Source organism: Actinacidiphila glaucinigra (genome assembly GCF_035918135.1).
Classification (GTDB): domain Bacteria; phylum Actinomycetota; class Actinomycetes; order Streptomycetales; family Streptomycetaceae; genus Actinacidiphila; species Actinacidiphila glaucinigra.
This window is the reverse complement of the sequence record NZ_CP109144.1, coordinates 1,093,047-1,106,946: the sequence shown is the minus strand read 5'-3', so window position 1 is coordinate 1,106,946 and position 13,900 is coordinate 1,093,047. Positions and strand designations below refer to the sequence as shown.

13 protein-coding genes are annotated in these 13,900 nt (G+C 73.0%); 8 read left to right on the top strand and 5 right to left on the bottom strand.

Annotation, left to right across the window (positions count from 1 at the left end):
* The first annotated feature begins 93 nt into the window (after positions 1-93).
* The 5 genes from OIE69_RS04795 (at position 94) to OIE69_RS04775 (ending at position 5,484) form a co-directional block, all read left to right on the top strand.
* Positions 94-2,391: an LLM class flavin-dependent oxidoreductase gene (locus OIE69_RS04795; RefSeq protein ID WP_326570672.1), complete on the top strand. Its 2,298-nt coding sequence runs from the start codon at positions 94-96 to the stop codon at positions 2,389-2,391.
* A 122-nt stretch (positions 2,392-2,513) separates the two neighbouring features.
* Positions 2,514-3,215 carry a TetR/AcrR family transcriptional regulator gene (locus OIE69_RS04790; RefSeq protein WP_326570671.1) on the top strand — a complete coding sequence of 234 codons (702 nt, stop codon included), beginning with the start codon at positions 2,514-2,516 and terminating at the stop codon, positions 3,213-3,215.
* Positions 3,216-3,352: 137 nt separating this feature from the next.
* The gene (locus OIE69_RS04785; RefSeq protein WP_326570670.1) at positions 3,353-3,886 is read left to right on the top strand and encodes a hypothetical protein; all 534 of its coding nucleotides are present in this window, start codon (positions 3,353-3,355) and stop codon (positions 3,884-3,886) included.
* Positions 3,887-3,891: 5 nt separating this feature from the next.
* Positions 3,892-4,590 (top strand): DedA family protein, encoded by a 699-nt coding sequence (locus OIE69_RS04780; protein WP_326570669.1) that lies wholly within the window; start codon positions 3,892-3,894, stop codon positions 4,588-4,590.
* A 156-nt stretch (positions 4,591-4,746) separates the two neighbouring features.
* Positions 4,747-5,484 carry a hypothetical protein gene (locus OIE69_RS04775; protein WP_326570668.1) on the top strand — a complete coding sequence of 246 codons (738 nt, stop codon included), beginning with the start codon at positions 4,747-4,749 and terminating at the stop codon, positions 5,482-5,484.
* A 19-nt stretch (positions 5,485-5,503) separates the two neighbouring features.
* Here OIE69_RS04775 and OIE69_RS04770 read toward each other — a convergent pair whose 3' ends face one another.
* Positions 5,504-5,899, bottom strand: coding sequence for a DUF2267 domain-containing protein (locus OIE69_RS04770; protein ID WP_326570667.1), 396 nt, complete (start codon positions 5,897-5,899; stop codon positions 5,504-5,506).
* A 282-nt stretch (positions 5,900-6,181) separates the two neighbouring features.
* On the opposite strand from OIE69_RS04770, the gene OIE69_RS04765 reads away from it, so the two are divergent.
* Both OIE69_RS04765 and OIE69_RS04760 read left to right on the top strand, forming a co-directional pair.
* Positions 6,182-6,538, top strand: coding sequence for a DUF805 domain-containing protein (locus tag OIE69_RS04765; RefSeq protein ID WP_326570666.1), 357 nt, complete (start codon positions 6,182-6,184; stop codon positions 6,536-6,538).
* 95 nt (positions 6,539-6,633) lie between these two features.
* Complete coding sequence (locus OIE69_RS04760; RefSeq protein WP_326570665.1) at positions 6,634-7,305, top strand: ATP-dependent DNA ligase; 672 nt, start codon at positions 6,634-6,636, stop codon at positions 7,303-7,305.
* A gap of 78 nt (positions 7,306-7,383) precedes the next feature.
* Here the strand turns inward: OIE69_RS04760 and OIE69_RS04755 are convergent, their stop codons facing one another.
* Positions 7,384-8,835 (bottom strand): aldehyde dehydrogenase, encoded by a 1,452-nt coding sequence (locus OIE69_RS04755; RefSeq protein WP_326570664.1) that lies wholly within the window; start codon positions 8,833-8,835, stop codon positions 7,384-7,386.
* 65 nt (positions 8,836-8,900) lie between these two features.
* Positions 8,901-9,752, bottom strand: coding sequence for an oxidoreductase (locus OIE69_RS04750; protein WP_326570663.1), 852 nt, complete (start codon positions 9,750-9,752; stop codon positions 8,901-8,903).
* 173 nt (positions 9,753-9,925) lie between these two features.
* On the opposite strand from OIE69_RS04750, the gene OIE69_RS04745 reads away from it, so the two are divergent.
* The gene (locus tag OIE69_RS04745) at positions 9,926-10,471 is read left to right on the top strand and encodes a TetR/AcrR family transcriptional regulator (protein WP_326570662.1); all 546 of its coding nucleotides are present in this window, start codon (positions 9,926-9,928) and stop codon (positions 10,469-10,471) included.
* Between the two features lie 28 nt (positions 10,472-10,499).
* Here the strand turns inward: OIE69_RS04745 and OIE69_RS04740 are convergent, their stop codons facing one another.
* Positions 10,500-10,760 (bottom strand): response regulator transcription factor, encoded by a 261-nt coding sequence (locus tag OIE69_RS04740; RefSeq protein WP_326570661.1) that lies wholly within the window; start codon positions 10,758-10,760, stop codon positions 10,500-10,502.
* 233 nt (positions 10,761-10,993) lie between these two features.
* Positions 10,994-13,870, bottom strand: coding sequence for a SpoIIE family protein phosphatase (locus OIE69_RS04735; RefSeq protein WP_326570660.1), 2,877 nt, complete (start codon positions 13,868-13,870; stop codon positions 10,994-10,996).
* Positions 13,871-13,900: the final 30 nt, after the last annotated feature.

Sequence of the window (13,900 nt, the reverse complement as noted above, 5' to 3'; positions counted from 1 at the left end):
AGCCGTGGAATACGCGGGTCTACAGATGTGCTGCAATATATATTATTTGCCAGACAGATGGGCTGTCCGGCAGCGCACTCAGAGGACGACGTCATGCCCGACCACGGTCACGAACTCCTGCTCGGCACGTTCATCACCCCGACCGCCCACGACCCCGCGCAGGCCGTGGCGCTGGCCGAACGCACCGAGGCGGCGGGCCTGGACGTCGCGACGTTCCAGGACCACCCCTACAACCCGGACTTTCTCGACACGTACACGCTCATGACCTGGGTCGCGGCCCGGACGAGCCGCCTGCGCGTCTCGGCGAACGTCACGAACCTGCCGCTGCGCCCGCCCGCGATGCTCGCCCGCACGGCGGCGAGCCTGGACCTCCTGTCCGGAGGGCGGTTCGAACTCGGCCTCGGCGCGGGCGCGTTCCCCGACGCCGTGCACGGCATGGGCGGCCGGCGCCTGACGCCGGGGCAGGGCGCCGAGGCGCTGGAGGAGGCCCTCGACGTCATCCGCGGCGTGTGGGACGGCGACGCCCCTGACCCCCTGCGCTTCCAGGGCGCGTACCACTCCGTCCCCGGGATGAAGCGCGGCCCGCGTCCCGCCCACGACATCGGTGTCTGGCTCGGGGCGTACAAGCCGCGGATGCTGCGCCTGACGGGCCGCAAGGCCGACGGATGGCTGCCCACGCTGGAGTACCTGCGGGCCCCGGGGATGGCCGAGGCGAACAAGACGATCGACGAGGCCGCCCTCGCGGCCGGCCGCGACCCCGGCGAGATACGGCGCCTGCTCAACGTCCTGCGAGTGGACTTCTCCCCGGTCCGTCGCGGCCACCTCCAGGGCCCGCCCGCGCAGTGGGTGGAGGAACTGCTGCCCCTGGTCCTGGAGGACGGCTTCTCCGGGTTCTTCATCGGCCGGGACGACCCGCACGTGATCCGCACCTTCGGCGAGGAGGTGGCGCCCGCCCTGCGTGAGGCCGTCGCCCGTGAGAGGGCGGCCGCGGGGACGAGCACCGCACCACGGCGCCCGGTGGCCGTCCTCGCCGCGCGGCACGGCACGCTCGACTACGACGCCGTCCCGGAGTCCCTGGCCGGCAAGGTCGTCGAGCCCGGCGACCGCGGCTACGAGGACGTGCGCCACACCTACACCCGCACCGGTTCGCCCGCCCTGGTCGTCCGCGCGGAGAACGCCGGCGACGTCGTGGCGGCCCTCGGCTACGCCCGCGGCCAGCAGGCGGCCGTCGCGGTGCGCAGCGGAGGCCACGGCATCAGCGGCCGTTCGACGAACGACGGCGGGGTCGTCATCGACCTCTCCCGGATGAACGCGGTCGAGGTCCTCGACCGGGCCACCGGACGCGTGCGCGTCGAGCCCGGCGCACGATGGGGGGACGTCGCGCGCGCACTCGCGCCGTACGGACTGGCCATGAGCTCCGGCGACTACGGCGACGTCGGTGTCGGCGGACTCGCCACCGCCGGGGGCATCGGTTACCTGGCCCGCAAGTACGGACTCACCATCGACCACGTCACCGCGGCCGAGATCGTCGTCGCCGACGGCCGCACACTCCGGGTCGACGCGGAGCACCACCCCGGCCTCTTCTGGGCGATACGCGGCGCGGGCGGCAACTTCGGCATCGTCACGGCCTTCGAGCTGCAGGCCTACGAGGTCGAGGACGTCGCCTACGCCACGCTCGTCGTCGACGCCTCCGACACCGCGGACTTCCTGATGGAATGGGGGCGCCTCGTCGAGGCCGCCCCGCGGGAGATCAGCAGCTTCCTGTCCCTCTTCCCCGCACGGCGCGGCGCGCCGGTGACCGCTCAGATCACACTGGTGTACGCGGGGGACGACGTCGAGGAGGCGCAGCAGGCCCTCACCCCGTTCCTCGGCACCGGGCCGGTCCTCGACCAGCAGGCCCAACTCGCCCCCTACCACGCGATCGTGGCGCCGCCCGGGAATCCGCACCGCGGCCAGGGACTGGAGGACACGCGCAGCGGACTCCTCGCGCACATGACCCGCGAGGCCGCGGAGACCGTCGAGGCCATGATGAAGTCCGGCGACCTCCTGATCATGCAGTTCCGCTCGATGGGCGGCGCCGTGCACGACGTTCCCGCCGACGCCATGGCCTGGCCGCACCGCACCCAGGAGTTCTCCGTCCTCGGCGCAACCGCGCCGGACTTCGTCCCGCGCATGAACGCCCAGTGGGCCCGCCTGTACCCGCATTTGGGCGGCATGTACCTGAGTTTCGAGACGGACACCGACCCGGCCCGCCTGACGGACGCCTTCCCCGGACCGGTCCTCGCGCGGCTGCGCCGGCTCAAGGCCGAGTGGGACCCGGAGAACGTCTTCGACCGCAACTTCCCCATCCCGCCCGCGATCTCGTCCGACGACGGTACGGCCGGAGGGTAGGCACATGACCGGCCCGCGGCCCCCGCTGCGATGCACTGGGGGCCGATCGCCCGGCTCCGCGCCCCGACCGGACCCTGCGCGAGGCCATCCGGAGTGCCGTCTCCACTTGGTAGCCTGGGTACATGGCAGCGACCGAGAGTCCCCGATCCGCCGAACGGGGACTGCGCGCGGACGCGCTGCGCAACAGGCGGCGGATCGTGGCCGCCGCGCGCCAGATTTTCGAGGAGCGGGGTCTCGACGCGCCGTTGGACGAGGTCGCCGAGCGCGCCGGTGTCGGCGCGGGCACGCTCTACCGGCGCTTCCCGTCGCGCGAGGACCTGGTCGAGGCCGCCTTCGCGGAGGAGCTGACGCGGGTCGGGGCCATCGCCGAGGAGGCGCTGCTCTGCGAGGATCCGTGGACCGGTTTCAGCACGTTCGTCGAGCGGCTGTGCGGCGCCATGGCGGCCGACCGCGGCATCAGCGACCTGCTCGTCCTCAGGCTCCCCAACTCGCGGGTCGCCGCGGGCTCGTGCGAGCGCCAGAACCGTGCCGTGGGCGAACTCGTACGCCGGGCGCAGGAGGCCGGGGTCCTGCGCGAGGACGTCGTTCCGGAGGATGTACTCCTGTTCCTGATGGCCAACGCGGGCGTCATCGAGGTGACCCGGGGCGCAGCCCCGCACGCGTGGCGGCGCCTGGTGGCCTTCCTGCTGGAGGCCTGCAGGCCCGTCCACGCAGGCCCCTTGCCGGCCGCGCCGACCCCGCTGCAGACCGAGCGCGCGCTGCTGGGGAACGCAGAGGCCAAGGGCCTGCGGGCGCCGGGCCGCGAGGGCCACGGCCGCGACTGACCGTACCGCCGGGCCGGCGGGCGCTGTTAGGTGCGTCACGGCGGAAATAAGTGGAGAGCCACGTCCGGTTGCCTGATCGGAAGACGATGTCGACGCGCCGCCGTGGCGACGCGTAACCGGCTGATCAGGAGGCCGCGGTGAACCCATCCCCATCCGCGAGAGATGGCTGGACGGCGCTGGGGCAGGACGCGGCACACGCGCTCGACCGGATCCACGCCGTGGCCCCCTGGCCGCTGATGGCGGTGACCCTGCTCTGGCTGGCCAACCGGCATCCCGCGGTCTACGTCCGCGTCGCCGTGGCGCTGCTGCTGTCCAGCGGGGCCGGGCTCGCGCTCTCCGCGTCGATGGGCCGCGTGCCGGTGCGCGGGACGTCCCCCGCCCGTGACTACCTGGCGGACTACTTCGCACTGCCCGGTGCCGGGGCGGGCTGGTACCTGCTGACCGCGCTCGCCGTCGTCGCCACCGTCCCGGCCGCCTGGGCGCGGATCGCCGTGTCGGCGGTCGCCGTGTCCTCGGTGGCGGCGGCGGTGGCGACCGCCGACGACCCGGTGGCCGGCTTCCTCCTGGCCGCGGGCGTGCCGGTGCTCGCCTGGTTCACCGCGCGCCTCGTGCCCTACCGGCGGCGGGCGCGACGTGCACCCGACGCGGCGCCGCTGCGGCAGGCGGGCTGACGGCCATGCACCTGGACAGCCTGATAGAGGCGGCCGGATGGTGGACGTACGCCGTCGTGTTCGCCGTGACGGCGGGGGAGACCAGCGCTTTCGTCGGTCTGCTGCTCCCCGGTGAGACGGTCATCCTCCTGGCGTCGGCCATCGCCGGCCGGGGGGACCTCAACCCCCTTCTCCTGGCCGCCGCGGTGGTCACCGGCGGCATGCTCGGTGACAGCCTCGGCTACGCGCTGGGACGGCACTGCGAGCGGCACCCGGGCAGCCGCATGCACCGGATACGGCCCGACAGCCGGACCGGACGCGCCCAGCACTTCCTGGTCCGGCACGGCGGGGTGGCGGTGTTCACCGGGCGGTTCGTCGGTTTCGTCCGCACCTTCCTGCCCTTCGTCGCGGGCGCCTCCGGCATGCCGTACCGCCGCTTCTTCCTCTACAGCAGCGCCGCGTCGCTGGTCTGGGGCGTCGGCAATGTGCTGCTCGGCTACTTCGCCGATGCGGCCGCCACCGAACTGCTCCACCGGGCCGGGCTCCTGGCGATCCCCGTGCTCGTCGCCGCGGGCGCCGCCGTGCTGGTCGCCACCCGCCTCCTGTCCCGGCACCGCCGCGGGACCGCGCGGTCGGCGTCACGGATCGTGGCGACGGGCGGCGCCGCCAAGCGCGCGCCGGAACAGGACCCGGCGGGCGCGTACACCTCCGCACGGGAGTCCTGAGCCGCGGTCCGCGGGTCCGCCGCTGCGGACGGCGGCACGCGTGGTCCACCGACCTCACCCGCGACCTCCGGCACGGGCCGGGCATCGTGCACGCCGTCCGCCGTCCGGCTCGCGAACGCCCTGCCGCGCGGGGCGCGATCGCCCTAGGATCCCCGCGTGCCCGAGACCGAGATCGTGACAGCAGGCGAGCGCCCAGACCTTCGTGAGCAGGCGCGGGCCGCGCTCTGGGGCGGGTGGCCGGAGTTCATCCTGCACGCCCCGTCCTCGGCGGAGTACCGCCGCCGGGCGCTGGCGTACTTCCCGCGGTTCGACGTGCTGCTGCTGGACGGCGGCGAGGTGGTGGCCGGCGGGGCGGGGGTCCCGCTGTGCTGGGACGGGGAGGTCGGCACGCTGCCCGACGGGTACGACGGCGCCATGGCCGCGGCGGTGACCGGGCACGAGGCCTCCGTGGTGCCGGACACCCTCTGCGTCATGGTCGCGGCCGTGCGTTCGGACCGCCTCGGCGGCGGACTGGCCGGCAGGGTGCTCACCGCGCTGCGCGACCGCGCCGTGGAAGCCGGGCTGCGGCGTGTGATCGCGCCGGTACGGCCCACGCTCAAGGCGCGGTACCCGCTGGCGGCGATGGAGGACTTCGCCGGCTGGGCGCGCCCGGACGGTCTGCACCTCGACCCGTGGATCCGCACCCACCAACGGCTCGGGGCGACCGTCCTCGCGCCCGTGCCGCGTTCCATGGTGATCCCCGGCACCGTGGCCGAGTGGGAGGCGTGGGCGGGCATGGCCTTCCCGCGGACCGGCGGTTACGTCGTCCCGGGAGCACTCGACCTCGTGGAGATCGACCGCGAGCGGGACCGGGGCGTCTACGCCGAGTCCAACCTCTGGATGCGGCACCTGTAGCCGCCGCGGGAGCGCTCGCTCAGGCGGCGCTGACGAGGCCGTCGCGGCCGAAGAGCGGGGCGTAGCCGCAGGGCAGCTGGTGGAGGACGCGTGTCGTCAGGTCGCGTCCGGCCAGCCGGGCGACCGCGGTCAGCACGGTGCGGCTGTCCCAGCGTGCCGTGGCCGTGGTGCCACCGGTGCGGGCGGCCAGGTCCTCGACGAAGGCGCCGCAGGTGATGGGCCGGATCTCCGGGATCTCGGCGGTGAAGACGAGCGCCGCCTCGACGGGCAGGCACGCGGCCAGCGCGACGCGTTCGTCGCCGATGAGCCGGCGGCCCAGCGCGGCGAGCACCGCGCGCACTGCCTCCTCGGCCCGCTCCCGGGTGGGGTAGACGCCGTCGTACCGCACCCGCTCCAGCATGCGGTCGAACGTCATGGACGCCGTAGGCCGACCCGGTTGGGGCTGGGGGGACATCGGAGGACCTCCGCGGTGGGTGTGCGTGCCGGCCGGTGAATCCGGCCGCTCGCGCCGCGTCTACCCCGAAAGCGGCGGAGTATGACCGGCGACCCGTCATGGGGACGGTACGAGCGGATCGCCATGAAGCGGATCAAGACCTTTTACCGCCGCACATCTTGACCTGTGCACTACAAAACCGTACATTCCGCCTGCCCGGCCGTTCCGGACGGGCTTACGGTCGTCGCCCTTGGGGGGTTCCGCATGCACTGGTACCTGGACGTGCTCAAGAAGTACGTCGTCTTCGACGGGCGCGCGCGCCGCACCGAATACTGGATGTTCGCGCTGGTCAACCTGGTGGTCAGCATCCTGCTCCTCTTCGTGGGGCGCGCCATCGGCTTCGACTACCTCCAGTCGGTCTACGCGCTCGCGGTGCTCCTGCCCACGCTCGGCGTCTCCGCCCGCCGCCTGCACGACACCGGGCGTTCCGGTTGGTGGCTGCTGATCGGCCTCGTGCCGATCGTCGGCGCGATCGTCCTGCTGGTCTTCTTCTGCATCGAGGGCCAGCCCTCGGAGAACCAGTACGGCGCGAACCCGAAGTTCGCCGGTACACCCGCCTGACCTCCGCGCGGCCCGCCCCGGCCGGCCCGGCCGGGGCGGGTCCGCGACGCTCGGGCCGTGCGGTGTTTGATTCGCCGGTCGGGGGGTGTGGGGGGATGCTGGTGTATATGGGTACGCGTGTTCCTGCGGATTCTGTGGCTCGGGCGGATCTGCCCGCGTGGTCGCCGATGCTGGCGGTGGCGGGTCCGTTGCCGGGGGTGGGGGTGGAGGCGGAGTACGGGTTCGAGCCGTTGTTCAACGGGGCCCGGGTGCTGGTGTATCTGCCGGGGGACGGGCGGGTGCGGTTGGTGTCGGGGATCGGGCAGGACGTGACGGCGGGGTATCCGGAGTTGGAGGGGTTGGCGGGGGTGTTGCCGCCCGGTCTGGTGGGGGTGCTGGACGGGGAGGTGGTGGCGTTGGGGAAGCATGGCGGGGTGTCGGTGGAGCGGTTGCAGCGGCGGATGAGTGTGCGGCATCCGGCGGCGGTGGCGGAGGCCGCGGCGGCGATGCCGGTGCGGTTGGTGGTGTACGACATTCTGCATTTGGGGGAGCCGGTGTTGCATTCGCCGTATACGGCGCGGCGGGCGTTGCTGGATGATCTGGGGGTGTCGGGGCCGCATGTGGTGGTGCCGCCGTACTGGCCGGCGATGGCGAGTGAGGCGTTGCACTACATCCGGCAGGAGGGGTACGACGGGGTGGTGGCGAAGCGGTTGACCAGTACGTATCTGCCCGGTCGCCGCAGCCGTGACTGGATCAAGGTCAAGAACCTCCACGCCGACGCCACCTGAGCCCCGTTCGCGCCGCCGCGGCCGGTGACCGCCGGGCCCGGGTCGCGCCGCACACCGTCCGGGCCCGGCCCGCCCCCGTCACCGCCGGCGGGTGATCGTCTTGTACTCGACGTAGCCGGTCAGGCCGACCGCACCGTACTCGCGGCCGGTGCCGCTCGCCTTGTGACCGCCGAACGGGCCGTCGAAGCTCATCGGGGAGCCGTTCAGGGTGACGGTCCCGGTGCGCAGCCGGCGGGCGACCGCCAGAGCGCGCTCGGGGCTCGCGGTCCAGACGCCTCCCGACAGGCCGTACTCGGAGTCGTTGGCGATGCGCACGGCGTCGTCCTCGTCGTCGTAGGCGATCACGACCAGTACGGGGCCGAAGATCTCCTCCTGGGCGATGCGCATGCCGTTGTCGACGTCCGCGAACACGGTCGGGGTGACGTAGTGGCCCTGCTCCAGCCCGGGCGGCACCTCGGGGCCGCCGGTGACCAGGCGGGCGCCCTCCTCGATCCCCAGCCTGATGTAGTCGATCACACGCTCCTGCTGGTCACGGCGGATCATGGGGCCGATGAAGGTGTCCGGCTCGGAGGGGTCGCCCACCTTCAGCGACTCCACCATCTCCTTCAGGGCCGTGACGACCTCCTCGTAACGGCTGCGCGGCGCCAGGATCCGGGTCTGCAGGATGCAGGCCTCGCCGTTGTTCGCCAGGGAGCCGAAGCGCAGCCCCTGCATCACTGCGGGAAGGTCGGCGTCCTCCAGGACGACGGCCGCGGACTTGCCGCCCAGTTCCAGGCTGACCCGCTTGAGCTGCTCGCCGGCGATCGAGGCGATGCGCCGGCCGGCACGGGTCGACCCGGTGAAGGCGATCTTGTCGACGTCCGGGTGCGAGACGAGGTGTTCGCTGGTCTCCCGGTCCGCGGGGAGGACGCTGAGCACACCCTCGGGGAGACCCGCCTCGTGGAAGAGGTCGGCCAGCAGCATCATGCTCAGCGAGTTCTCCGGGGAGACCTTCAGGACCACGGTGTTGCCCGCCAGCAGGGCCGGGGTGAGCTTCGCCGTGGCCGCCGAGAAGGGCGAGTTCCAGGGGATGACCGCGGCGACCACGCCGATGGGCTCGCGCCTGACGACGGTGTCGAAGTCCACCGAGGGGTCCGAGGGCGCGAGCACCTCCTCCCAGCCGAGCTCCCCGGCAGCCTTGAGGTAGGCCTCGACCTGGCGGGTCAGGAAGGGCTGGCCGGCCTTGGTGAACCAGCCCGCCGAACCGTTCTCGGCGGATATCGTCGCGGCGATCTCGTCGGCCCGGGCCTCGCGCAGCGCGTTGACCCGGCGGATCACGTCCTGCCGCTCCTTGGGGTCGGTGCGCGGCCAGGGCCCGTGGTCGAAGGCCTCGCGCGCCGCGGCCACGGCCGTGTCCACGTCCGCGTCGGCCGCCTGGGCCACCCGGCCGAGCAGCGACCGGTCGTGGGGGGAGCGGATGTCGAGGAGGAGGTCCGGGTCGCTGGGGGTCACCCAGGAGCCGCCGATGTAGAGCCTGTCGCGAATGATCATCAGTGATGTCCTTCCGGTGGAGGGGCAAGGGAGCAGTGGGAAACGGCAGGGGCCGGGCCGGGGGGTCAGGCGGAGCCGGGTGCGGCCGGATGGTCCGTGGAACGGCTGACGTGCGCCCACGTCCTGGCCTCCGCGAGCCGTGCCTCCTCGGCGCTCAGCGCGATCTCCAGGGCGTCACTGCCGAGCAGCAGGCGGCGCGGGGGCTCCTCGGCGCCGACGACGTCGACGATCGCGCGGGCCATACGGGCCGGGTCGCCGGGCTCGTAACCGCTGTAGGCCGCGAACCGCTCCCCCCACAGCCCGACGGTCTGCCGGTAGTCGGCCGTGATCGGACCCGAGGTCAGCGCGGCGCCGGCGGCCCAGCCGGTGCGGATGCCGCCCGGCTCCACGATGGTCACCTTGATGCCGAGCGGGGCCACCTCGTTCGCCAGGACCTCCGAGAAGCCCGCGACGGCGAACTTGGCGGTCTGGTAGGCGCTGAGGCCGGGCGTGCCGCCGACGCGGCCCCCGATGGACGAGATCTGCACGAAGTGTCCCGAACGCCGGCCGCGCAGGACGGGCAGCGCCGCCCGTGTCACGTTGACGACCCCGAAGAGGTTCGCCTCGACCTGCGCCCGGAACTCGTCCTCCGGGAAGTCCTCCACCGTGCCGTTGGTGGCGTAGCCCGCGTTGTTGACCACGACGTCGAGGCCGCCGAAACGCTCGACCACCGCCGCGACCACGTCCCGGGCCCCGGAGGGCGAGGTGACGTCCAGCGCGAGGCTCTGCAGGCGCTCGGGGTGGGCCTGCGCCAGTTCGGCCAGAGCCTCCGGCCTGCGCGAGGTCACCGCGACCTGGTCGCCCGCCTCCAGCGCCGCGACCGCGAGGGCCCGGCCGAGGCCCTGGGAACCACCGGTGATCAGCCACGTACGTGCCATGGAACGTTCCTCCTGTCCTGTGACGAGCGCTCCCGGGCCGATGGGCGGAACCGAGATCACTGTGGAAGCTCGTCGATTAACTGCAACACCAATGTAGCACTAGAGATTGCGAATGCTGCGGGCGTGATGGTGATGTATGTCTAACTGCGACTCGCTGTTACCATGTCGCCATCATGAGAGCTGATGCCGCACGCAATCTCGCCGTGGTCCTGCGCACCGGGGCCCGGCTGCTGGCCGAGGACCCCGGCACCTCGATGTCGGCCATCGCCAGTGCGGCGGGGGTGGACCGGACGACCGTCCACCGCCGCTTCGCCACGCGCGAAGCGCTGCTCAGCGCGGTCTTCCACGCGAAACTCGACTCCGCCGAGCGCGTCCTCGACGAGGCGCGGCTCATGGAGGCGCCCGTGCCCGTCGCCCTGCACCGCTACGTGGAGGGGATCGTCCCCGTCAGCCGCGAGTGGCCCGTCGACACGCGCCGCATGATGCGGCAGGACCCCGACGCGGACCGCCGGCGCGCGGTGCAGAGCGCGCGGCTGGACGCCTTCCTGCGGCGCGCCGCCGACGAGGGGTATCTGCGTCCCGACGCCTCCCCGGAGTGGGTGAGGGCGGTCCTCGACCAGCTGGTGGACACCGTCGCCCACCGTTTCCCCGATGTGGAACCGCCTCGGGCCGCCGACCTCGTGGTGGACACGTTCCTCAACGGTTTCGGCCGGTCCTGACCTTGCGGGCGGACGGGGTCGCGGGGGCTCACAGTCCGAGCGCGATGGCGGTGCGGGTGAGTTCGGCGGTGCTGTGGATGCCGAACTTGGCGCGGATGCGGCGGAGGTAGGCGTCGACGGTGTGCTTGGACAGTCCCATGTGGCGGGCGGTCTGGAGGTAGGTGCGGCCCGCGGCGATGTGGCGCAGCGTCTCGCGTTCGCGGGGGGCGAGTTCGGGGAGCCCGGTGCCGGTGTCGGCACCCGTCTCGGCGTCGGTGTCGGCGTGGGGCGTGGCGGGTGCGGGGCTCATGGGGGTGTCCTTCGGCGGGGCGGCTGTCGTGGCTGCTCGCGCCCTCGGAAGCGGGAGGCGGATGTCCGATTAGGGTGTTTTGCCCTACATCCACTACCTTCGCGCTGCGGCGTCATCACCCTGTCCGCCGACTGTCACAGACGTGTCACACCGCGGCCCCCGAGGGGGACGGCCCCGCGACCACCTCCCGCGCAATGCCGGTGCGCACGAAGGAAGTCGGACCGCTCGGGCGGTCATTCGAGGGGCGGTACGGCGTCCAGGTCGAACGGCTCCGGCGACGGCGCGCAGACGTCGGGGTCCGGCAGTTGCTGCGCCGTCCAGATGCACTTGCCGTTCGGGGTGTAGCGGGTGCCCCACCGCTGGGACAGGGAGGCGACGAGCTGCAGCCCCCGGCCGCCCTCGTCGGTGTCGGACGCGTGACGGATCCGGGGCATCGTCAGGCTGTCGTCGGAGACCTCGCAGACCAGGTCGATGTCCCGCAGCAGCCGCAGCGTCATCGGGCCCCTGCCGTGGCGCACGACGTTCCCCACCAGCTCGCTGGCGAGCAGCTCCGTCGTCGGCGTCAGCTCCTCCAGACCCCAGGTCGCCAGCTGATCCCGTACGTGCCCGCGGGCGATCCCCGCCGCCCGTGGATCCTCGGGGAGCGGCCAGCAGGCGATCCGGTCGGGGGCGAGCGCGTGGACGCGGGCGACGAGGAGCGCGATGTCGTCGCTGGTGGTCCGTCCGACGGGGAGCAGCCTCGAGATGAGGGTGTCGCAGAGCGCGCCCAGGTCGGCCCCGTCCGCGTCGGCCAGCAGCCGCGCCAGGTCGCCCAGGCCCTCGTCGATCTCGCGCTCGGAGGACTCGACCAGCCCGTCGGTGAACAGCACGAGCAAGCTCTCCTCGGGGATCTGCAGCTCGATGCTCTCGAACGGCTGCTCGGCCGCTCCCAGGGGCGGGTTCGGCGCCGCCTTCGGGAAGCGCACGGTCCCGTCGGGATGGACGACCGCGGGCGGGGGGTGCCCGGCCCGCGTGACCGAACAGGTGCCGGTGGTCGAGTCGTAGAGGACGTACAGGCAGGTCGCGTAGGAGTCCGCGCCGAGTCCGCCGACGATGTCGTTGAGATGTCCCATGATCTCGTCGGGGGGCAGTTCGAGGCCGGCCAGCGTGTGGACCGCCGTGCGCAGGCGCCCCATCGTGACCGCCTCGGACAGGCCGTGGCCCATCACGTCGCCGATGACGAACGCGACCCGGCCGGCGGACAGCGGGATCACGTCGTACCAGTCGCCCCCGACGTCCGCTCCCTGCTCGGTCGGCAGGTAGCGCGCGGCGAGCTCGCAGGACGGCAGCGCGGGCAGTTGCTGGGGGAGCAGGGCGCTCTGCAGTTCCCGGGAGCGGGTGTGCTCGGCGTCGTACAGCCGTGCGCGTTCCAGGGCGTGGGCCACCAGGGCGCTGATGGCGCTCAGCAGGGTGCGCTCCTCGTCCGTCAGGCGCCGCGGCTGGTCGAAGGCGACCACGCAGACGCCGAAGGTGAGCCCGGAGGCGGTCAGCGGCAGGAAGGCCCACGATCCCTTCCCCGTCAGGTGCGGGCGGTCCGCCATCGCGGGGTACCGCGCCGCGTACTCCTCCGCGGAAGAGACGAACACCGGCCCGCTGGTCGAAATCGCTTCCCACACCGGGTCCTCGGCGCCACGGGGACGGCCCTGGAGGTTGTCGAGGAAGGACTGGGGATAGCCGACGGACCCCACGTTGTGGGCCCTGCCGTCCTCCAGCGCCTGCACCAGCAGCCCGGTGGCGGCGAACGGCGGCAGCACGCGCTGGGCGACGGCGTCCACCACGTCGCGCGAGGTCGTCGCCTTGGCGAGGGCCGCGGTGAGTTCGGCGATCCGTGCCGCGCGTTCGCCGGCCGCGCGCTCGGCGGCGGCGCGCTCGGCCTCGTGCCTGCGCCGGTCGGTGACGTCGGTGAAGTACAGCGTCACCCCGTCGGGCAGCGGGACCAGCCGGACCTGGTAGCAGGAGCCCGTGTCCGGCATCCGTACGTCGAAGCTCGTGGGCGCCGCCTTGGCAGCGGCCTCCCGGCAGCGGGACTCCAGCCCGGGGACCTGCCGCACCGACGGCAGCGTCCAGAGCACCCGGCCGAACAACTCCTCCTCGGAGGAGCCGAGCACGTCCTCCGCCTCCAGGTTGACGAAGGTGATCCGCCAGTCCTCGTCGGCGGAGAGGAAGCCGTCGCTCATGTACCGCAGGGCGCGGCTCAGCGCGTCGCGCGCGGACCGCGACTCGTTGCTCTCCCACGCCGTGCCGATCATCCGGTACGGCTCGCCCCGGTCGTCCAGGACGACCTTGGCGCGGGTCTCGGTCCACCCGTAGCTGCCGTCCGGGCGGCGTACCCGGTACTCGGCCTCGAACACGCCGCGGTCCCTGATCGCCTTCTCGGCGGCGGCCAGCGTCCAGCGCAGGTCGTCGGGGTGCACGACCTTCATCCAGCTCTCGACCCGCGGCACGAAGTCGGTGGGATCGGTGCCGTAGACGGCCATGGCCGCGTCGTCCCAGGCGAGTTCGCCCGTGCGGATGTTCCAGTCCCACGTGCCCACCTCGACGGCCTTCAGGGCCTGCCGCAGCCGGCTGCCGCTGGGTTCCTCGTGTGTGGGGCGGGTCGGGGGCGGGGCCTGGTCCACGCGCTCCTGGGCCCAGGCGGTCACCGCCTCGAGAAAGCGCCACTGCTCCTCGGTGGGCTCCCCGGCCGGGCCGGTCACGACGGTCAGCGACCCCACCGAGCTCACGCCGTCCGACAGCGCCACGGACGCCAGCCCCGAGCCGGGCCACCCCTTCCCCACCCCGGGCCGGACGGCGCCGGCCGATCCGTCGGCCGCCCACACGCGGCCGCGCCGGCGCACCGCGCGGGCCGGTACCGCGGGGCTCTCCTGGTCGATGATCTCCCAGGGGCGTACGGACCCCGACGACAGTCCGACCGTGGACACCAGGCGCAGTGCGGACATCGGCCCGCACAAGTGGACCGTGCCGCCCAGCCCGTCCAGCTCGGCGACCGCGTGCTGCAGTGCGAGCCGGAGCACCTCGCCCTCGGCGATGCCCTTCTCCACAGCGGCGAGCAGCGCCAATCGGTCGTTCACCATGTAAATGTACATTTCGGGCGGAAAGCT